Source organism: Arthrobacter sp. SE2 (genome assembly GCF_058244265.1).
The window spans coordinates 531,317-552,336 of record NZ_JBZAYA010000001.1; the positions used below are offsets into that span (position 1 = coordinate 531,317).

Sequence of the window (21,020 nt, forward strand, 5' to 3'; positions counted from 1 at the left end):
CTCGAAAGATGTTTTCCTTTGAACCTACAGGCCCTCAGGCGAGGGCAACACCGTTCTTGGCTGCAAGTGCCGCAAAGGCGCGCGCCGCAGCGCCGAAGGCTACGGGTCCGGAGAATCCGCCCAGTTCGTGGGTGCTTGCAAGGTGAGGTTCGAGGGAAAAGAAGCCGGAAAAGCCATCGGCCTGGAGCGCGGCGATGGTGGCGTCCAGTTCGCCGTCGCCTTCGCCGGCAGGCACTACTTCACCGGTACCGGCGACGGCATCCTTGATCTGGAAGTACTCCAGGTAGGGGCGCAGCACGGCATAAGCCTCCGTGTACGGTTTGACGCCTACCTGGACAAAGTTGGCGCTGTCCCAGGCCACGCGCAGCGCGGGTGAAGCGACGGTCTCCATGATGTCCAGGACTCGCTCGGGCGTATCACCGTAGATGCCCTTTTCGTTTTCGTGCAGGAGGACGACGCCGGACGCGGCCGCCTCGTTCGTGAGTGCAGTCAGGCGCTCCATCACTGAGTCGCGGATGTCTTCGTGGCTCTGCCCTTCGGCCCGGTAGAAGGAGAAGATGCGGATGTACTTGGTGTCGAGGACCTTGGCCACTGAAATGATCTGGCGCAGTCGGGCGAGCTCATGTTCCACGGGAACACTGACGTCGATCTTGCCGATGGGGCTCGCGACTGCGGAAACCTTCAGGCCCTTCTCGTCCAGGATGGCCTTGAGCCGCTCGACCGCTTCGGGCTCAAGTTCTGAAACATTGGTGCCCCATGCGCTGCGCACTTCAATATGGCCGGCACCGAGGGCCAGCAATACGGCGGCCTGGACCGCGGGATCGGGATCTACTTCGTCGCCGAAACCGGACAGGCTCCACACGGCATTGGTTTCAGTCACGGAAATCTCCTTTGGATCCGTTCGCCCGCATGGCGGCATATGGCGCCAAGTGGTAGTTCACGGGCATGCGTTCGCCTCGAGTCTAGTCAGCTACGCACCGGATTGACAACCGATTGCCAAATATTGGCAACTTGCGATTTGGATTGGCGAAGACCGGGCCGTTACCGTCATAGGAGTACGTGGTGGCGCCTCCCGGCCGCGTGGAGCAGCTCCCGGCCCTGGAGCCGACCCAGCAGAGTTCGTCGGCGGCGTTGTGCGCGTTGTAGACGGTGTCGGTGGCCGAGCAGGAGGCCACCGTGATTCCGAGGCGCCTTAGGAGAGCCCGGTAGTGACGCGCTATCAGCTGCGAATTCATCTGCCTCCTCCGGATTGTGCGTTCCGTGCAGGCCAGCCTTAGGGGTGGTCTCGATCCACTCCCCACACGCCAGTGTCAAGTATTTTTCCACAATTGAGTGGCAAATGCCGGAAGTTGAGTATGTTAGGAGGTCAAATTGAGTGGTGTAATAGTCCGGAATTGAGTGGTAAGTAATCTCAGTTCATGACACTCCGAAAAGATCCGTTGTCCTGCTATTAAAAGGTCTTGACTAATTCGGCTTTACACGATTAGCTAAGGCACGCGCCGTAAGCAAACACGGCACTTTGCGCAAACGCCATCGGATATCGCCGGCTCGCGACAGGCATTCGGCGTGCATAGCGACAAGGAGTTTGGCATTCGGTTTGAACAAACAAGACAACGGCCTTTTATGTCATCGCATTACTGGGGCGTCAACAAAAAGGGATTCTTGCCATAACTCGATTTCAAATATATTCTAATTACTCAAGCTTTTTACGACATCAATTTAGGGGGAATTTTGTCTGTCAAAAAAATGCTAGCCGCCATGTTTGCATCAGTGGCGATAATATGTATTTCGGCGCCAATGGCGTCGGCCGATTCCGGTTCGGGAAAGGTCAAAGATGCCCAGGTCATCGAAACTCCAATGACCGTCAAGGGTTTCGACCGGGCCGTCGCTGAGGCCAACGGATTCCGTATCGAAACCGGGCCGGATGGCGTTGAAAGGTCCATTCCGGTGACCGCGAAGGCGAAAGCGCTTGCGGAAAAGGCTCGCGAAGCAAAGGCCCAGGCCAAGGGGATAAAGGTCGATCAAGTCATTCCTTATGGTTCAGTGAGCGGGTCCTGCGGCTCGTCGTTTGTCACGGCCGCCAAACTTTCCAATGACATTCTTGCCGTGAATACCGGCTATTCCGTCTACATGGGAGTATGGACGCGCAGCTGGTATGTCAACGCGGTCGGGTGGATTGACTCTGCAAGCTTTAACTTCAGCGGCGGTTCCACAGGCCCTTCGTGGTCAGCTCAAGGTGCCCAAACAGCGGTCGGTCCGGGAGTCGCCGTCGTCCCCATCTCCTCATACGTCATTCTCAATGACGGTTCGGCCTGCTACTCCGGAGGGCCAACTGCCGCCTACGGATAACCAATCACGGCGAAAAGAATGCAGGGAAGCGAAAGCTTCCCTGCATTCTTTTTTCTGGCGAATTTTTAGTTAGCGGAAAAATGATCCAGAGCGCTATCAAATAGCTCGGGCTCAGCGTACGTCGCGAAGTCTATTTCGATTGTGTGGGGGGAAAGCACTCGCGAAACAGGGCTCTCGTAAGGCAAGACGAGAATATTTGTCAGTCCCCTTTCCCAGGCACGTTTCAAGGCGTCAAAGCTCTTCCGTTCGGGTTGTTCGTCCAGCGGGTCGCTATGGAAGCTTCGCAGCCCGGCGCGCCAAATTTCAAAGTCTTCTTCCGGGAACAGGTCACCGTGGAGCACATCGTACCAAATAGGCGGCGCAGCGATCTTTTCGGTGAACTTCTCAATCCCTTTGGTGCTCTTCAAATCTTCCAACTCAAAAAGCCAGGACCTCAGCTCAGACCAGTGTCCGCTCCAATCCTTTGCGAAGGCGGATCTCTGGGCGTCAGTGATCTGAACAGGAGCCGGAGATGGGCCAAGCCCGGGGAGATTCTCAGATGCATCGAGACGCCAAGCATCACGTGCATACAAAAGCCTCAGCAGTTCCGGATTGTGCAGGTCCACTGCGATCCGCATTTCTGTCGGCCATGTACTGCCTTTGTCGGGCTCTGCCTTCCACATGCCAACACAGTAACCCAGATCACGATATGCCACGCCACGGTCTTCGCTATTTTTCGGTGTAGTAGTTGCCATGCCGATTAAAAGCCCATCGGCAAGACCCAGCAAGCACGGCTTCCACACCAACCGCTGACAAACGTAGATCCCGGCGCGCCCGGGTTCCGGCGGCCCGCCGCGTCTTTTCTGTGGACGGCTGGGCGCCGGCGGAGGAGCGCCGACCGGCTAGAAATCGGGTCGACTGGTTTGTTTCGCAAGAGCAGTGTCCGTAGCGTCTCAAACACGGACAGGGGACCTATCATGACTGATCAAATAGAGCGCAGCTCCGCCAAGCTCTGGAATCGCGACTTCAGCACGCTGTGGTGGAGCGAAGCGGTATCGTTCTTCGGAAGCCAGCTCACCCTGTTCGCGATTCCCATCGTGGCACTCCAGATCCTCGATTCTTCCGCCTCGGACGTCGCATGGATCAATACGGCAGCAGGGCTCGGAAGCGTGGTCTTTCTCGGGCTTCTGGGGCCCTGGACTGACAAGGTGCGCAGGACGCAGTTCATGTCCCGGATGTCGGCGCTTCGAGCATTGGTCCTCAGCGCGATGGCAGTTCTGTTCCTCACGGGAAACCTGTCACTGATGGCCCTCGTGATTGCGGCTTTCCTGGTGTCGGGACTGACCGGGCTCTACGACAGCGCCTTTGCAGCTCTCCTCCCGAGTGTCGCCCATCGTTCCAAGCTGACGACGGCGAACAGCTGGGTCGCGGGAATCATTCACCACGGCGATCCAGTCGGTCTATGTCACGCATGCACTGCGGAGTGGATCCATGACACCGGCCGAGATCGGAATCGCCGGAGCTGTCGGTGGAATCATCGGTCTGCTCTCCATGATGGCCGCACCCTGGGTCTGGGACAGGTTTCGGCCTGTCCAGGCACTCATGGCAACTTTCATGCTCCCAGCTCTCGCAGGCCTCGGCATGCTCGTACTCACGCCTGGACAAGTCATCGCGAACGTACTTCTCCTCGGGCTTTCGCTCGGCTTCTGGGCGACTTGCGTGATGGTCAACGTCACCGGAACGGAAACGCTCAAACAGCTTCTTATTCCCCACGAAGCCCTCGGAAGATTCTCATCCGCCAGCAGGGTCCTCACGTGGGGTATCGACCCGATCGGCGCTGCTCTGGCCGGTGTTCTGGCCCTGTTCCTTCCGACCGGTGCCGTACTCGCCGCGGCGAGCTCCGGCGTCGTGATTTCAGCTTGCTGGATTGCCCCCTCCGGTGCCGTTCGAGAATTGCCGCTCCTGTCCGCCAGCAGTGCCCCGAATGAGCCGTCGTCAGGCCGGCACTCCCTCCGTCTGGGCAGTGATCGGGGCAGCTATGTCCTCCAGCGACCGTCTTGCAGCCTCAACTCCGAATACGATCTCGACGACGCCGGCGGCGACCATCAGCACGGCGCCGATGACATAGCCGAAGGCCACGGACGGGATTCCCTCTCCAACGAATCGACCGAACAGGATGGGGCCGATGATGCCGCCAAGACCGGTGCCCACGGCGTAGAAGAACGCGATGGCCATGGCCCGGGTCTCCATTGGGAAGATTTCGCTGACTGTCAGGTAGGCGGAGCTCGCGCCGGCAGAAGCGAAGAAGAAGATAACCATCCAGCAGGCGGTGAGCCAGAAAGCATCAAGCGCTCCGCTTGCGAAGACGAATGCCGTGACGGCAAGCAGGACTCCAGACGCGATGTAGGTACCGGAAATCATCGTGCGGCGCCCGACACTGTCGAAGAAGCGGCCCAGGACGAGCGGGCCAAGGAAATTGCCGACGGCGATCGGGACCAGCGTCCATGGGGCGAGGTCGCTGGGGACGTTCAGCAGTTTCGTCAGCACAAGCGCGTAGGTGAAGAACACCGCATTGTAGAGGAACGCTTGGCCAACGAACAGCGACAGGCCCAAGACGACCCTCTTCGGGTAGCGCTGGACCGCCGTCTTGATGATGACGCCGAAGCCGATCGACTTGCGCTGGCGGACCTTGAGCGTCTCGTGGACCGTTGACAGCTTCTTCCCCGTGGCCTCCTCCACGTCGTCCTCGATCTTGCGGACGAGCTGATCCGCCTCTTTGTCCCGGCCGTGGATGAACATCCAGCGCGGAGATTCAGGCACGTTTCGCCGCACCAGCAGGATCAGCAGGCCGAGAAACGCTCCCAGGCCGAACGCGAGACGCCAACCGATGCCGGGCGCGAAGAAGGCTGGGTTGAGTAGGAGCACCGAAAGTGAGGCGCCGAATGCCGTCCCGAGCCAGAAAGAGCCGTTGATGGCCAAATCCACGACGCCGCGACGAGCGGCCGGGATGAGCTCGTCTATCGCCGAATTGATCGCCGCATACTCGCCGCCAATGCCGGCGCCGGTGAGGAAGCGGCAAATGAAGAACCACATCGGGTTCAGGGAGAACGCAGTGGCCACGGTGGCAAGCAAATACAGCCCGAGGGTGAGCAGGAAGAGCTTCTTCCGGCCGAACCTGTCCGTGAGATGGCCAAAAACGATGGCCCCGACGCAGGCGCCGGATACATAGACCGCGGCAGCCACGCCAATGTCCGCAGTGGTCATGCCGAGACCGCCATTCGACTGCGTGAGGCTGTCCCCAATCGCCCCCACGATGGTGACCTCGAGTCCGTCCAGGATCCAGACGGTGCCGAGACCGATGACGATCATCCAATGCCATCTGGACCAAGGGAGGCGATCCATTCGGCCGGGGATGTTCGTTTCGATGACGTCGCTTGCTGCACCTCTCACCACTGACATGGCCCTCCTCCTTGAGTAGATCATCAGTATGCTTTGTATATGCCGTTGACGGAAGCATTTCCGGCGCTGGGCGCCGAGAGAGCAGCTGCGATTCGCTATGGCACAGAGGCCCACGTGCTGCCAAGATGGGCTCCATGGACCCTCTTGACATGGCGACACCCCCTCTGGCCGAACCGGTTGTGCTGGTTGTCATGGGCGTTTCGGGCTCCGGCAAGTCCACGGTTGCCGCGCTCCTGGCGGGTCGACTTGGCTGGGCCTTCGAGGAAGGCGATGCCTTGCATCCCCAAACAAACATCGACAAGATGGCTGCGGGACATCCGCTCACGGATGGGGACAGATATCCCTGGCTCGAGAAGGTTGCCGAGTGGGTCGACCGGAGGCTGGATAACGGGGAAAACGGCGTCATTACTTGTTCGGCGCTCAAACGGTCTTACAGAAACATCATCAATCGCCGAGGTTCAGGTGTCGTCTTCGTTTTTCTGTCCGGGACGCCCGAGACCATCAGCGCACGGCTGGCCGAACGCCACGGCCATTTCATGCCCGCCAGTATGTTGGGGAGTCAGTTCGCGGACCTTGAGGAACTGTCCCCGGGTGAGCCCGGAATCCGGATAGACGTTGGTCCGGCTCCAGGAGTGATTGCCCAACAAATCATGGACAAGTTCGGCCTGCGGCCGAGCGGAACAGGACGAGAACCATGAACGGAATCTCCATCCTCAACAGGCCCTTCGCCGGGGTCGCCACCGATGCAACCACGGACGCGATGCATCAACCGTGGACCGGCCACGACACCCAAGTACTTGTGGTGGCGGCCATTGGCATCGCGATAGTCGTCTTACTGATCGTCTGGGCAAAGATGCATGCTTTCCTGGCTTTGAGCATCGGCGCCCTCTTCGTCGGCATTGCCTCGGGTATCGCCTTGGACAAGGTCACCACGTCCTACGAAAACGGCGTCGGCGGCGTGCTGGGCTACGTCGGCGTGCTCATCGCGCTGGGAGCCATGCTGGGCAAGCTGTTGGCTGATTCCGGCGGCGCGGACAAAATCGTCGACACGCTTCTCCATGGCCGGCCCGCAACGCTGCCTTGGAAGATGGCGCTCATCGCCGGCATCATCGGCATCCCCATGTTCTTCGAGATCGGGCTCGTGCTACTCATTCCCGTAGTGATGCTGGCTGTGCACCGTTCCAAGGGTCCGGCCATGCGCCTTGGCATTCCGGCCCTGGCCGGCTTGTCGGTGCTCCACGGGTTCATCCCGCCGCACCCGGGCCCGTTGGCGGCGATCGGCATCCTGCACGCCAATGTCGGTGTGACTCTTGCTTTTGGCCTGCTGATCGCCATTCCAACGGTCATCATCGCAGGTCCCCTCTTTGGCCGTCTCGCAGCAAGGATCGTGCCGATCGGAGCCGCTGGCGCAGGCCTGGCAGTCACAGTCGGATCCGGCGAGCACGCTGAACCGGCCAGGCCACAAGGCCCCGGCGCGAAAGCCGCCAGTTCACACGGCGACTCGCCGGTAGGCAAGGCACAGGATCCGCAAGCAACGCGCAGCCCATCCTTTGGCTGGACCTTGGTGACCCTGTTGTCGCCGTTGGTGCTCATGCTGATCAAAGCCGGGGCAGACATCTGGATGGACAAGAGCGCCGCACTCCGTCCTTTCCTGGACTTCATCGGTGATCCGGTCTTTGCCCTGCTCGTGGCCGTGCTTCTGGCAATGGTGACATTCGGTACACGGGTCGGCTTCTCCGCCTCCATCCTGACGAAGAAGATCGGCGAGAGCCTGTTGCCGATTGTCGGGGTCATGCTTATCGTCGGCGCCGGGGGCGGCTTCAAGCAGGTACTCGTCGACGGCGGTACCGGAACCGCGATCGCCAAGATCGCGGTAGCTGCCAGTCTGTCGGCCCTGGTGCTGGGCTGGATCATCGCAGTGCTGATTCGCCTCGCCACTGGCTCGGCGACTGTTGCTACGGTGACAGCCGCTGGCATCATCGCGCCGCTGGCAACCGGCTTGTCGCCCGCTCAGCTAGCGCTGGTTGTGCTCGCCATCGGTGCCGGCTCGCTGTTCTTCTCCCATGTCAACGATGCGGGCTTCTGGCTGGTCAAGGAATACTTCGGACTGACAGTAGGCCAGACGATCAAGACCTGGTCGGTTATGGAAACCATAATTTCCGTCGTGGGATTCGGATTCACCCTGCTGCTATCGGTTTTCGTCTGATCCCAAGCCGGACGACGGCCTTCCATTGGTTTCGGCAATCCCCGCCGCACCTCGCTTACGACTTTGAGTCGGCCCCGTGTGCGCAGATAGCCTGGACTTCGCCAGTCTTCACGCGGAGTTCAGATTGCCGCAACTTTCCGGACGTACGTTTGCAGGAAAGAAGATGTCTCGGTATTCAGGCGGGAGAAGAGCCATGGGCGGAGCGAGTTTTCGCAACGACTCACGGATTCCAGGAAGATTTGGACAGAACAACCTAGGGCCGAACCAGTTGCTGCTGATCCACTTCGACCGGGAGATCATGCTCTCCGTTCGCGTGGGCGAGCATCTGCATGGCCAGGGCGAAATCCTGGTGGGCTTCACCGCAGACGACTTCTTAGCCGGAAGTGTGCGATGTCTGGGCATTCGGTTCCGTGGGCGAAGGGTCCTGGGATCGTTCGACCTGCTGCGCGTATCGTCTGCCGCGCGCTTCAGCGGGTCGTTCGGGCGGGTAGACGGGTCAACTGATGCAACGTTCTTACTCGACGATACGGTTTCGGCGCTTTTCCCGGCGGCAGGACTCAAAGAATTGGATATCGGGCGGCTGTATCCGTTCAAGGTACGTGATGGCAGGCTTACTGGTGAGAGCCTTGGATTCGCACGCCTCGGCGTCGAAAGGTGACGCCGGACTACGGTTTTTGCGCAGCCAGTTCCCTGACAAGGTTTACGCCGGGGGCCCCCGATTCGGAGGTCACGGGGCGGAGCGACGGGAGCATCTGGGTGGGCGGCAAACCGCCGTTGTCCATTTGACGGCCGCTGTCTCCGACGGCACCGGCGATGAGCTTGACGAGTGACGGGGACGGGCCAACGCCGAATTCCTGTCTCAAGTCGGCGGAGAAGCTCCGATACGTTTTAAGGGCGGAGACAAGGTCGCCGGTCGCAAGGTGGGCCTGTATCAGCAAACGGTACGAGGACTCCCTGAAAGGCTCCAGGGCAATGGCCAGTTTGCTCGCAGCCTTGGTTTCCTCGGTGTTTCCCTGACTGAGGTGGTATGACGCGATGGAGTCGAGGGCCGCTGTACGAAGAGCCCGGAACCGTTCCTGTTCGACCAGAATCCAGTCCTCGTACCATCCGGGAAGAAGCTCCGCAGTCCGTAGCCGTTCCCATCTCGGGTACGAATCGCTCAACTCAGCTCCCGGGGCTTGAAGCTCGCGTTGAAGGTCCGTGATATCAACGAGCACGTGCTCACCGAGGGTGACGGAGACATCCGTAGTTCCGTCAGCATCGAGCAGGCCGGGGAGCTCGTGATTGATGTGCCAGATGCTCACCCTGAGACCGACGGCCGCCTGGGCCTCGGACGAGTCAGGCCAGAGAAGTCCGGAGAGGAACGTCCGCGGCCGCTCGCCGAGCAGGGCCAGCGCGGTGATAAGGCGTTGCTGCCGATGTGCTACCTTCTGCCGTACGCCATCCCGGCTCAGGGTCCAACCGTTGAGCAAGCTCAGGGACCACTGGGGATCTGGTGATGAAACCACGTCTCGTACCCCAATCTAAAGTCGGATTCCTCGTGGGCAAACGCTACGTCGTCCGACACTAGTCAGTTTTGACAAGGCCGGTCACGAGTGGCCACTACTTGAATCAAGGAACCCCGAAGGAAGTCCTACTTACTCGTAATCGAAAATTCCCTCGGCTGGCCACGCAGGCCTCCCCCGGCTGAATCCTTCACAACACGAGTCACGCCTCCTTGTAACGGTGCTGTAACGCGCCCGGTCCCATGCTCATGCCAACATCCACTTGACCTGGTGCATGTAATCGCGAGCGAAATGGAGGTGCCGTCATGAACCATCGAGGCCCCCTTTTCCGGCGACCGTCCAAAAGAGGGCGCCGGATGCTTCCCAGTTGGTATTCCGCATTCGTGCGGATAGATCGACGGGGGTGAGATCTGTGTCCATTGGACAGTTGGAGCCTGCCAGCGGCCGGACCCCTGCTGCTTCAGCTCCCGGGGCTTCGCTCCCGGCGGCTTCGATCAGCGTGGTGATTCCTACTCTGAACGAGGCGTTGAATTTGCCGTGGGTGCTCAGGCGGATGCCGTCATACGTTGACGAAGTCATCGTCGTGGACGGTCGATCCGAAGACCTCACCGTGGATGTGGCGCGCGCGCTTCGCTTCGACGTCGTCGTGGTGAACGAGCTGCATGCCGGGAAGGGCGCCGCCATGCGGGCAGGGTTCGCGGCGGCCACCGGGGACATCATCGTCATGCTCGATGCGGACGGGAGCATGGACCCGAGGGAGATCGGTTGGTTTGTTTCACCCCTTCAGCACGACCACGATTTCGTCAAGGGCTCCCGATATGTCACCGGCGGCGGTTCCGACGACTTGACGCGTTTGCGTAATCTCGGGAACCGTGCGCTCACAGGGCTGGCAAACAAGGCCCTGCACTGCAACTTCTCGGATCTTTGCTACGGGTATATCGCCTTCCGCAGGGAGTGCCTGGAGGTCCTTGAACTCAAGTCCGATGGTTTCGAAATCGAGACCGAGCTGGTGTCGCGGGCAGCCCGGGCGGGGCTTCGCATCGCTGAGGTGCCAAGCCACGAGTTGTCCCGCATTTCAGGCAACTCACATCTGCAGACCTTCCGCGACGGGTGGCGCGTCCTGCGAACGCTGACCCGCGAGTGCGTCGGATGGGATGCGCCGACGGCAGGGGTACGGCCGGAGGCCCTTCGGCGCGTGAAGTACCGGTATCCGGATATGAGGTTTCCTCATGTTCCAACCGACCCGAAGACGGTCCTTGCGATGCTGGCGGACGGCTAATGCCCAGCGGTGCCGGCTGGCTCAGTGTCAGCGTCGTGATCTGTTGCTTCACCGAAGCCCGGTGGGAGTTGCTGCTCCACGGGCTCGCGTCGGTTCAATCTCAAACACTTCGGCCGGAACAGCTTGTTGTCGTAGTTGACCACAATGAGGATCTGTACCGTCGATTGGGTCTGTACCGGCGACTAACGGGTGCGTTGCTGGGGGTTGAAGTAGTGGAGAACTCCGGGCCCCGGGGACTTTCCGGCGCTCGCAATACCGGAGTGAAGGCGGCAACCGGTGACATTGTGGCCTTCCTCGACGATGACGCCGAAGCCGCCCCGGACTGGCTGGCCCGGCTCATCCTGCTCTATGACGATCCGGATGTGCTGGCGGTCGGGGGCAGGGTTGAACCCGTGTGGGAATCGGGTCGTCCGGCGCACTTTCCCGAAGAGCTTGATTGGATTGTCGGGTGCACCTATAAAGGTTTGCCCAGAGTCGCGGCACAAGTGCGTAACGTGATCGGCGCGAACATGTCCTTCCGCTCCGATGTCTTTGAGCGGGTCGGCGGGTTCAACGCTTCCCTTGGCCGGCAAGGTGATCGTCCGCTTGGATGCGAGGAGACCGAATTGTGTTTGAGAGCATCCATGGGCTCCCCCGGCACCCGCGTGGTTTACGAACCGGCAGCCGTGGTTCGCCACCATGTGCCTGCGACGCGCGGTACCCTGCGCTACATGTTGTCGAGGGCCTGGTCGGAGGGTGTTTCGAAGGCTCAGGTGACCCGGCTTCTCGGGCGGAACCAAATCCTTGGACCGGAACGCCGATATGTCCGCCGAGTGCTCCCGCGCGCTGTTCTGGCCGGACTACGTTCCTGCGGGAGAGACGGTGACGTCGGAGGACTGGCCCGGGCGGGAGTGATCCTAGCGGTTCTGGCTGTCACTGCAATTGGCTATCTGCAGAGCCTGTGGCAGTCGTCATCGAGCCCCGTGCGTGCGTCCGGCTCCGTTTTGTACCGGCTCATTCGCGACAACAGCGGAGGCAAGCCCAGTGATTAACCAGCAGATCGTCACCTCACCCGCAGTTGCCTTCGACGTCCACGGACGAGTCGGAATCAGGGTGGCCCAGGGCACGCCGGGTGAGGCACAGCTACGTGACATGCTTGCCCCGTTCCTCGGCCCGTCGGCTTCAAACCTTCAGTTGAACATCAGCGGCGGCGTCACTCCGGTTCCCGCGCAGTCCCACGCCGAAGACGCCTACCGGTATACAGATGATTCACTGTTCCTCCCGGAGGACCGGGTTCAGGTTACCCGTGCGGAAAACGGCTTCATGGTCGAAGGGGCGGGCGAACTGTTGACGGCGATCGTGCCGCTGTTGGACCACTTGTGTATCAGGCAGGATACAGCAATGGTTCACGCGGCTATGGTGAACTACCGGGGAGCGGGCATCCTGATGCCCGCATGGGGCGGCGTCGGTAAAACAAGTACAGTCGCGAAACTTTTGGCCATGCCGGACGTCGGATTCATGGCCGATGACTGGGGATTCATCACTGCGGAGGGGACCCTTCTGTCCTACGCAAAACCGATGTTCATCAAACCCCACCACCGGCCAATCTATCCGGAACTGTTCCAAGGAATCCGCAAGCCCCTCGCGCCGGGCTGGCTGACTTCGACCATCAGCGGCGTGGCCACCGCTGTACACCCTGTCATCGTCCGCTATCCACGGACGGCCGCGTTCACGCGTCGGTGGTCACCCGAACACAGAATGGTCCACCCGGCAGACGTTTTCGGCCCAGGGAAGATCGTTCCGCAGGCGCCCGCCAGAATCGCCGTCTTCCTCGAACGCTTCGACGAAGCGGAAGCCCGGTTGGAGCGCCGGACAGAAGCCTGGATGGCAGCGCGCATTGTGGGCAACTTTCATTCGGAATTGCCTTTCGTGTCGCGGCGGCTCATCGAGGCCTTAGGGGCCACGGGCCTCGTGCCATTGGGCGAGCATTTCTCCGCAAAAACCTCTGTCATCACACGTTCGCTGAGTGATGTTCCTTGCTTCGTGCTGCGCCTTCCCGTGGCCTGGACCGCCGACCGGACCTCAGACTTTGTCGCAGGCACCGTCACCTCCATGGTGGACGGCCGGCCGTGAGCAGGAACGCGGGGTCTGGCAGCGTTCTGGACGTGTCTGTCGTGATCCCGGCCCGCAACGCTGCCAACTGGCTCGGCGAATGCCTGAAGTCTGTCTTTGACCAGAACCCCCGCGAGGTGATCGTCATCGACGGATGTTCAAATGACTCCACCGTGCAGATCGCCCGCTCCTACGGGGCACGGGTCATCTCCGACAAGGGGCGAGGACTTCCGGCGGCGCGGATGCTCGGGGCCAGGGCCGCGCACGCCGATCTTGTCGCGCTCATCGATGCCGACGTCGTCGTACCAGCAGGCGTCCTGGCAGACCTGGTGGAAGAGTTCAAAGCGGGCGGCTTCGATGGCTTGCAGTTTGGACTTGTGAGCGAGCCCGACGGCGCGGGCTATTGGGGGGCCGCCCTTGCCTGGCACCATAACCACAGCAGAGTCCGCTCATGGTTTGGTGTCAGCGCCACGCTCATGCGCCGTAGCGTTCTGCTCGAGGCCGGGTTCGATGAAAGCTTCCGCTCGGGCGAGGACATCGAGCTCAGGATCCGGCTTGAGGACGGTGGATACCGCATCGGCGTCTCCCCCACGACTTTCGTAAGGCACCGGTTCGCTGACACCTTTGGGTACGCCCGCGACCAGTGGCTGCAGGACGGGGCAGGCTTGGCACGCACAATGTGCAAGCACCCTGGCCGGGCCTGGTGGCTGGTGCTGTTGCCTTTGCTCGCAACGGCGCGAGGCGTCCTTCTTTCCTTGGCCACAGCCCCCCGGTACCTGCCCTACTGGGCGGGCTTCCTCGTATACAACTACGGGGCCTTTGGCAGCACTTTACTGCGCCTTCCCAAGCAAGGACTGTCCCTCGGCGGGAATGCCGTGTGGCTGGCCGCCGCCCGCATCACGCCAATGGCGGCCGGGCTCGTATTCTGGGCGCTTGCCGCGCTCATGATTCCTCCCGATCGCCTGGGGTTGGCCTCTGCGGTGGTCTCCGCAACGATGCTGACGGTACAGCTGGGAATGCTCGGGGTCGGCCCAGCGACCCTGACCTTGTTACCAGCCCAGTCAGATCAAGGCCGGAACCTGATACCGGCGAGCGTCGCGGCGGTGAGCTTTTCGTCACTTCTCACGGGTGCGGGATTAGTCGTTGTGACCTATTTCCTGGGATCCGGCGTCGGCACCGCCTGGAAAGATCCTGTCATGAGTGCAGGCTTTTTCGCGGCTGCGCTCCTCGCCTCGGTTGCGTACCAGCTCGACCACATTGCAGTCGCGCAGGCCCGGGCAGATCGTGCATTGACGCGCAGCCTGATCCAGGCCGTGTGCCAGCTCGTTACCTTGGCGGCTTGCCTGTTTGCGGGTTACCGCGCTCCAGCCGCAATCGTCGTCGCCGTAGCCATGGGTGCCTTGGCGAGCGTACTCCTGGGCCTGCACCAGCTTAGACGCACCGAAACGACTCCGGACTGGACACAGCTCAGCTGGCGTGAGGCGGCGAAAGTCTGGGGCCCGGGCCTCCGTCAGCATGCGCTGATGCTGGCCGACCGGGCACCCGGATACGTCCTTCCACTCGTTGTGGCAGCAGCATTGAACACGTCAGCCGCCGCGGCCTGGTACCTCGTCTGGATGCTTGCGTCAGCGATCTTCTTTGTGCCGCAATCAGCTGGCTACTCGCTTCAGACCGCTATCGCCGCTGACACGTCCGATAGCCGGTTCTCCTCGCGTGCAGGCTTGATTCGGCGGGCCTTGAAGATGAGTCTCCTCCTAACCGCCCTCGCCGGGGTTCTGCTGCTCGCCGCCGGCTCGCTGCTTCTGCCCCTGTTGGGATCCGGCTACGCATCGGCGTGGGTGCTGCTGCCTGTCCTCGTCCCGGCCCTGATGCTCACGTGCGTCACTCAGGTCTATTACGGCGTGTGCCGTTCCGCCGGGCGTTTGGCCGAGTCGACCGTGGTCGCGATTGCGGCGTTCGTGGTCTCAGTGGCGCCGGCCGCGGCGGTCGCCCAGCGCTACGGGCTCGTCGGAGTTTCCGTGCTCTGGCTGGCCTCCCAACTGGCCACGTCGGTGGTCGCCGCCGCGCGGCTGCATCGCTTCTCGCAGGAGCATCGCCTTGCCCCGGCCAAACACAAAGTCGAGCGCACATCCGGGTCACGGGCACATGGAGTGCCGGCTCCGTGATGGCCGTACAAACCCCGTGGCGGGTCTCCACTGCGCGATTGCACCGATCCGACGTCGGGGTGGTCCCTTTCCGCACGAGCGACAGGAAACATCTGCACCAAGCCCAGCATCGGGCCGACCGGCGTGACCCGCGGGTTATGGGCGCTCTCGCGGTCATGGCGGCGACAGCTCTGATCCTGGGAGTTTGGGCGCTCAAAACGGTCAACGTACAGGACATCGGCGGCGCTGGCCTGATCCAGGTCCTGCCCGTCGCCTATTTTTTTGCCCTGGGCCTAAGCCTGGCCGGTTTCGTCGGTTCCCTGGGTCTCAAGGTTCTTCGCCCGTGGTTGCTCGTCATTCAGCTTCTGGTATTGATCGTCATTCTGCACGGGGCAGACCCGATCATTCACGGTTTGCCCCGCCTGGAAGCCAGCTACCGCCACTTGGGCATCACCGATTACATCACGCAGTCCGGAGGCCTGGACCGGAAGCTGGACGCATATTTCAACTGGCCCGGGTTTTTCGGGTTATTGGCGATGCTCTCGAATACCACAGGAGTCCACGATCTGACCTGGGCTGCTACTTGGGCGCCGGTCGGCGTCAACGTCCTGCTCATGCCCGCCCTGCTGGCGCTGGCCCTGCGCCTCACCTCCAGCCGAAGGCAAGCGTGGGCGGGCGTATGGATGTTCTACCTTGCCAGCTGGGTGGGGCAGGATTACCTCTCCCCACAAGCCTGCGCCTTGCTGCTGCTGCTGACCCTGGTCGCCTGTGTCCTGACAGTATTCCCCGGGTGGCCGTGGAAGCCGGGGAATAAACTCGCCAGCCGGCTAAGGAATCTGGTGCGCCGGCTCGAACCCGGGAAACCGGCGCCGATACCGGCCGAACTGTCACGGTCAGCCTTCATCATATTGGCCGCGGTGTGTGCGGTGCTCTTGGCCGGAATGACGGTCGCCCATCAACTCACACCTTTCGCCGCGATTCCTATCCTGGCCCTGCTCGCCCTGAGCGGAAGGTGCCGGCTGCGGTTCCTGCCGGTTCTGGCGCTGCTGTTTCCGGTCTGCTGGCTGGTCCTGGCCGCCACGCCGTTCCTCATTGGCCACCTGCACACCCTCTTCGGATCCATAGGCAACATCAACGCCGCGGCTTCTGCCTCATTGCTCAACAGGGTGGGCGGTAACCCTGCCCACCAGTTCATTGTCTACTCCCGGCTCGCGGAGGGAGCCTTGGTCTGGGGCCTCGCGGGGCTGGGTAGCCTCCGGGGACGACGGCTGGGGACGCGCTGGCTGGCTGCTGCAATGGGGACGGTGGCACCTTTCGTCATGTTCCCGCTCCAGTCGTACGGCGGTGAGCTGTTGCTCCGGATATACCTATTCAGCCTGCCCTTCGCCGCGAGCCTCGTTGTGCTTCCGTTGCTTCCCGCTGGTCCCAGTCCGCCCGGCTTGCGCCAGCTGGCAGTGCTCCTCATGCTAGGTTCCGTTATCGCCGCGGGCACAGTCACCACCAGGTACGGCAATGACGCAATTGAGAATTTCACTCCCGACGAAATCGCCCTGGTCAACCAGCTTTATGCCACCGCGCCCCGTGGTTCGGTCCTCATCGAGGCAGTTCACGACACGGCGTGGCGGTATGAGCACTACACCGGATACCGGTACCAGACCGTCCTCCAAGCGGAGCCGGCACGCCCTGGCGACCCGCAGCCCGGCTGCGCATCGATAACCCAACTCGTCCCATCCGCAGGCGCCTTTTTGATAGTCACTGCAAGCCAGGTCACCGCAGCCGACCTTCTCAACACGGGGCCGAGCGAAGGCCTGCCGCACTTCATCGACAGGTGCGCCGTCCAAGGAGGGTGGACAGTGGAGTACCGCAACGCAGGCGGAGTCATCTACCACCTGCAAGGAGCACCGAATGGCATCTGAGGAAAGAACAGTCGGCATGATCGGCGCCATCGTGGCCGCCGTTGCGCTGGCTTCGATTCCCCTGTCCTTTACAGGCCCGGAGGCTCTACGCCTTGCCGTCATAGGACCGTTCCTTCTCTCTGGCCCGGGAACAGCGCTCATCCTGCTCCTGAAACCCGCCCGGCTCCGAAAAGGAACCGGATTCGACGCGCTCCCGTTGGCCGTCGCAATAGCGGTGAGCTTCAGCCTTGCCTCGGCAATCCTGCTCTCGACGGCGATGCTTTACTCCGGTTTCTGGCATCCATCGGCGGCTGTGTCCCTCCTGGCCGTGCTCACTCTCGTCCTCCTCGCCGTAGACCGACGGTCCCGGCGAACGGAAGCGGCGCGGTAACGAGACGCGGGCAATGCACCTACGCTTTCGCCCAAATTGCCACCCAGGCCACCTGCAGGTGCCCGACTGTTGCCGGTGCGGGGCAGCCGGTCAGGCAGGATTCGGTCTGGAGGATGTAATGCATCGGCTTGTCGGGGATGCCCACAGTGCTAACACCGATCGAGACACCATCGAGGAAGAACTCAACGCGCCCGGGCGTCCATTCGGTCGTCGCGGTATGCCAGGACGTGAACCGCGCACCCGACTGGATATTGCGGGAAATGTCCTTGTCCGACCCGGCCTGGTGGACGGCGCCGTAAAAGGACTTGGACAGATCACCCTCGGGGTAGTCGATCTCTCCGTCACGCGGCCACACTCCGCTATCGGGCCACAGCAGCCACGCCGTCTTGAACCCCTGCAATGCCTCGGACCTGAACCGTACCGAATACCGCCCGTACAACAGACTGTCGTACGGGCGCCCGTTGGCCGGATGCAGTTTCGGCGACGGTGCCGCCCCCATCGAGACACCATTCTCGGTGTGAAGGTACATGTCGAGCATCCCGTCCTTGACGCTGAGCACCTTCGATGGGTAGTACCCCGACCTGCCGCCGCTTTGCTGACCGGCCGTGTCCGGTGTGCCGTCAGCGTAGTTGACACTCCATTTTGCGCTGTACGCCGCACCGGGGAAACTCCCGACCGGGACGTCCCCCTCGCTGAAGTCTTCGCTGAATACCCGCCGCCATCCGGGCAAATCACCCACAGGCATCGGTCCCGTCACCTCGGACTGCCCTGTGCCGGCCCCCACTGTCGCAGTTCCCGCCGTCGAAAATCCCGCCGTCGAAGTTCCGGTCGGCGGGGTTCCAGCTATCCTGCTTGCCTCAGGAGACTGTTGTCCCTTCGACGCGTCGACGCATCCGGAGGAGGCCAGCGCCAAGGAAGCCACGAGCGCGATCGTCATAGCCGCGCGCTGAGCAGTCTTGAAACTCTTGCCGTTTCGCCGTTCCTCCACGTGCATGGGAGCCAGTGTGGCGGCAAACAGGCACCGAAACAAGGCCCCGCCCATTCCTCCATAGTCCGGGTTCCTCCATAATCCGGGCCCGGAGCCGCTGCATCTACGGCCCGCCTGCGAATTCACAGGTAACCCGAAGCCGGGAACCATAGCCCTGTTGAACTTAGTGTGCAAAAGTGTCCGCACCGGAACGCTTCCGCAATACCTGCTACCGCCAGAACGAGGCGTAACCATTCGGCGCAGACCTGCCGCCATGCCGGCCAGGGCCTCAGCCCGAGGTCGGCAGGAATTTGGAGGAGTAAGGGTCAGATGAAACTGAGAATGAAATCCGGCAGGAAGGTCCCGCGCCAGGACGGTCCGCAATACCGCCGTCCCCGGACTCGGCGCGTCGTCATGGCAGCTGCGCTCTTGGTGATCAGCACGGCTTGCCAAGGTCCATCGGGTGGCGGAACACCGGTTCCTGATCCCACCACGATCACCGGTTCCTCCGCGTCCCCGACGTCCGCCTCGCCTCCCGACAGTCCCGTACCATCGGCTGCAGCCGGGAAAGTCGGGCACATCTTCGTGATCAATCTGGAAAACCAGAGCTACAACAAGACCTGGGGTCCGGGTTCGGCAGCCCCCTACCTCTCCCAAACCCTGCGCAGTCAGGGCGTCCTCCTGACCCAGTACTACGGGGTCGCCCATCATTCCAACCCCAACTATCTGGCCCAGATCTCCGGGCAGGCATCCAACCCGATGACGCGCAACGACTGCACGACCTACGCTCCGTTCATCCAAACCGGAACCGCCGACCCGGGACAAGTGCTCGGATCGGGCTGCGTCTACCCCGCTTCAGTCCCGACTCTTGCCGGGCAACTTAGCGGCGCCGGGAAAACCTGGAAGGGATACATGGAAGATATGGGAACGCCGTGCCGCCACCCGAACCCGGGTGCAAAGGACGACTCCCAGAACGCCAAAATCAATGACCAGTACGCCACGCGCCACAATCCCTTCGTCTATTTCACCAGCATCACTTCCCTCCCTGGCTGCCAAGACAACGTAGTGGACTACTCCAACCTCGCGAGGGACCTGCAGTCCGCCGCCACCACTCCGAACCTTGCTTACATCAGCCCCAACCTCTGCAACGACGGCCACGACAGCCCCTGCGTCGATGGACAACCCGGCGGACTGGCGACCGCAGACACTTGGCTCAAGGAACAAGTCCCAGCAATCCTCAACTCACCGGCGTATCGGCAGGACGGCCTGCTCGTCATCACCTTCGACGAGGCGGACGGTAACGCAACCGGCCCCTCCGGTCTGCCAGGCGGAACAGCTGGCGGCCTTATCGGCGCGCTTGTGCTCTCCCCGTTCACCAGTGCGGGCACCAGCAGCTCAAAGATGTACAACCATTACAGCCTGCTCGCCACGATGGAGGACATCTTCTCCCTCCCCCGCTTGGGCTATGCGGGGGCCCCGGGGCTGTCCAGCTTCGGTCCGGACGTCCTCAGCGTGCACCCCTGAGCTTGCGGAGGTCAACAGGTCATGCCTCCACTCCACCGCCGTCATCACCTACCCCAGGGATTTGGTAACGCTCCTGTAACCGCCCCCATGGTGCCATAGGTTCTCGACCGCGTTGCCGGGTGCCTGGGCCACGAGCCTCCGCACTTACCGGCAGCTATTCGGCACCACGGTGGTGGCGGACGTTGACCGAAGTGGGAGGACAGATCAGTGAAACGACTGCTTAGCTTGAGCTTCATCAGCGCACTTGCTGTGCCCGTAATGGCACTGGCCTTTGCGTCCGGTCCGGCAAGCGCAGCCGCCCCGCCGCCGACCACTTGTTCAGCCGGAGTTCCAGCTCCCACGAACACTTATCCTGGAACTACGGTTGTGGCCAACAACTTCGAATCCGGAACCCTTGACGGCTTCACGGTCAATACCGGAACAACTGGAACGGCCACCATCGACAACTCACAGGCCCACTCCGGATCATGTTCGGCCCACCTGCATGTGACCACCGACCCCGGTTCTCTGGCCAACTTGGTGACCACGCTCCCTGCAAATTCCAATGACGTTTATGCGGACGCCTGGTTCAATATCACCACCGCGGGCGTCGCCGGAAACGATGTCCCCTACTTCCGGTTCTTCTTCGACACCACAAGGTTCGTTGACATCTACCGCTACAACAGCAACGGCCAAATTTGGCTCCGGGTAACATCCTCGACGGGCTTTACTTACACCAAGCTGGTGTCGGGCGCCATTGCGCTGAATGCGTGGCGGCATGTTGGAATGCATGTCATAGCAAACGGCGCCGCGTCCACGGTTGAAGTCTGGGTTGACGGAACATCAATCTTTTCAAGCAACCAAGTCAATACGACAGCGACCACAGTGTCGGCGCTCCAGCTCGGCGCTGAGCATCTGACGCAAATGGGAGACGAGTACATCGACGATCTCGTCATCAAGGTTGGAGGAACGTCTGGAGGGACACCGGGCGCGGACGCCATTGCAGCAGCAGCCGCGGTTCCTCCGGGCGCCGGTACGGCAACCGGAGCGGTTGTGTGCGGGCTCACCGCCGGTGGGTGCTATCAGAACTACACCGGAGGCGTGATCCATTGGACGGCGACCACCGGCGCCTTCATCACCAAGGGCGCCATCGACGCCGCTTGGGCCGCTCAAAACTGGGAGAACGGCGCCCTCGGGTACCCCACCAGCAATGAAATCGGCGGCCTCACCAACGGAGGCGCCTACCAGACCT

At 61.7% G+C, this 21,020-nt stretch carries 18 protein-coding genes; 13 read left to right on the top strand and 5 right to left on the bottom strand.

Annotated features, from left to right (window positions below):
- Positions 1–34: 34 nt before the first annotated feature.
- Positions 35–880: a sugar phosphate isomerase/epimerase family protein gene (locus AC4CS3_RS02625; RefSeq protein WP_490782074.1), complete on the bottom strand. Its 846-nt coding sequence runs from the start codon at positions 878–880 to the stop codon at positions 35–37.
- A gap of 878 nt (positions 881–1,758) precedes the next feature.
- Between AC4CS3_RS02625 and AC4CS3_RS02630 the strand changes: the two genes are divergently transcribed.
- Positions 1,759–2,349 carry a hypothetical protein gene (locus AC4CS3_RS02630; RefSeq protein WP_490782075.1) on the top strand — a complete coding sequence of 197 codons (591 nt, stop codon included), beginning with the start codon at positions 1,759–1,761 and terminating at the stop codon, positions 2,347–2,349.
- Positions 2,350–2,414: 65 nt separating this feature from the next.
- On the opposite strand, the gene AC4CS3_RS02635 is transcribed toward AC4CS3_RS02630, so the two are convergent.
- A complete protein-coding gene (locus AC4CS3_RS02635) occupies positions 2,415–3,116 on the bottom strand; it encodes a hypothetical protein (RefSeq protein WP_490782076.1) in 702 nt (233 codons plus the stop codon).
- Positions 3,117–3,305: 189 nt separating this feature from the next.
- Here AC4CS3_RS02635 and AC4CS3_RS02640 point away from each other — a divergent pair, with 189 nt between their 5' ends.
- Entirely contained in the window at positions 3,306–4,316 is a 1,011-nt protein-coding gene (locus AC4CS3_RS02640) for an MFS transporter (protein ID WP_490782077.1), read from the top strand.
- Between the two features lie 7 nt (positions 4,317–4,323).
- On the opposite strand, the gene AC4CS3_RS02645 is transcribed toward AC4CS3_RS02640, so the two are convergent.
- Entirely contained in the window at positions 4,324–5,787 is a 1,464-nt protein-coding gene (locus tag AC4CS3_RS02645; RefSeq protein ID WP_490782078.1) for an MFS transporter, read from the bottom strand.
- Between the two features lie 149 nt (positions 5,788–5,936).
- On the opposite strand from AC4CS3_RS02645, the gene AC4CS3_RS02650 reads away from it, so the two are divergent.
- The 3 genes from AC4CS3_RS02650 (at position 5,937) to AC4CS3_RS02660 (ending at position 8,651) form a co-directional block, all read left to right on the top strand.
- Entirely contained in the window at positions 5,937–6,485 is a 549-nt protein-coding gene (locus tag AC4CS3_RS02650) for a gluconokinase (RefSeq protein ID WP_490782079.1), read from the top strand.
- 62 nt (positions 6,486–6,547) lie between these two features.
- Entirely contained in the window at positions 6,548–7,993 is a 1,446-nt protein-coding gene (locus tag AC4CS3_RS02655; RefSeq protein ID WP_490782107.1) for a GntT/GntP/DsdX family permease, read from the top strand.
- Between the two features lie 193 nt (positions 7,994–8,186).
- Entirely contained in the window at positions 8,187–8,651 is a 465-nt protein-coding gene (locus tag AC4CS3_RS02660; protein ID WP_490782080.1) for a hypothetical protein, read from the top strand.
- Positions 8,652–8,658: 7 nt separating this feature from the next.
- Here AC4CS3_RS02660 and AC4CS3_RS02665 read toward each other — a convergent pair whose 3' ends face one another.
- A complete protein-coding gene (locus AC4CS3_RS02665; RefSeq protein WP_490782081.1) occupies positions 8,659–9,501 on the bottom strand; it encodes an AfsR/SARP family transcriptional regulator in 843 nt (280 codons plus the stop codon).
- Positions 9,502–9,910: 409 nt separating this feature from the next.
- Between AC4CS3_RS02665 and AC4CS3_RS02670 the strand changes: the two genes are divergently transcribed.
- From AC4CS3_RS02670 to AC4CS3_RS02695, 6 genes are read left to right on the top strand one after another with little or no spacing between them, the layout of a single operon-like run.
- The gene (locus tag AC4CS3_RS02670) at positions 9,911–10,777 is read left to right on the top strand and encodes a glycosyltransferase family 2 protein (RefSeq protein ID WP_345449214.1); all 867 of its coding nucleotides are present in this window, start codon (positions 9,911–9,913) and stop codon (positions 10,775–10,777) included.
- Positions 10,777–11,808 (top strand): glycosyltransferase family 2 protein, encoded by a 1,032-nt coding sequence (locus AC4CS3_RS02675; protein ID WP_490782082.1) that lies wholly within the window; start codon positions 10,777–10,779, stop codon positions 11,806–11,808. Before AC4CS3_RS02670 ends, AC4CS3_RS02675 begins: the two co-directional genes overlap by 1 nt.
- The gene (locus AC4CS3_RS02680) at positions 11,801–12,889 is read left to right on the top strand and encodes a hypothetical protein (protein WP_490782083.1); all 1,089 of its coding nucleotides are present in this window, start codon (positions 11,801–11,803) and stop codon (positions 12,887–12,889) included. The genes AC4CS3_RS02675 and AC4CS3_RS02680 overlap by 8 nt, the downstream gene beginning before the upstream one ends.
- Before the next feature lie 32 nt (positions 12,890–12,921).
- A complete protein-coding gene (locus AC4CS3_RS02685) occupies positions 12,922–15,033 on the top strand; it encodes a glycosyltransferase (protein WP_490782084.1) in 2,112 nt (703 codons plus the stop codon).
- Positions 15,033–16,928, top strand: coding sequence for a hypothetical protein (locus tag AC4CS3_RS02690; RefSeq protein WP_490782108.1), 1,896 nt, complete (start codon positions 15,033–15,035; stop codon positions 16,926–16,928). Before AC4CS3_RS02685 ends, AC4CS3_RS02690 begins: the two co-directional genes overlap by 1 nt.
- Positions 16,918–17,298, top strand: coding sequence for a hypothetical protein (locus AC4CS3_RS02695; protein ID WP_490782085.1), 381 nt, complete (start codon positions 16,918–16,920; stop codon positions 17,296–17,298). Before AC4CS3_RS02690 ends, AC4CS3_RS02695 begins: the two co-directional genes overlap by 11 nt.
- A gap of 19 nt (positions 17,299–17,317) precedes the next feature.
- Here the strand turns inward: AC4CS3_RS02695 and AC4CS3_RS02700 are convergent, their stop codons facing one another.
- Positions 17,318–18,292, bottom strand: coding sequence for a glycoside hydrolase family 16 protein (locus tag AC4CS3_RS02700; protein WP_490782086.1), 975 nt, complete (start codon positions 18,290–18,292; stop codon positions 17,318–17,320).
- Between the two features lie 303 nt (positions 18,293–18,595).
- Between AC4CS3_RS02700 and AC4CS3_RS02705 the strand changes: the two genes are divergently transcribed.
- Positions 18,596–19,789, top strand: coding sequence for an alkaline phosphatase family protein (locus tag AC4CS3_RS02705; RefSeq protein WP_490782087.1), 1,194 nt, complete (start codon positions 18,596–18,598; stop codon positions 19,787–19,789).
- Positions 19,790–20,155: 366 nt separating this feature from the next.
- Positions 20,156–21,020 (top strand): LGFP repeat-containing protein (locus AC4CS3_RS02710; RefSeq protein WP_490782088.1); only part of this gene is annotated, 865 nt, incomplete at its 3' end.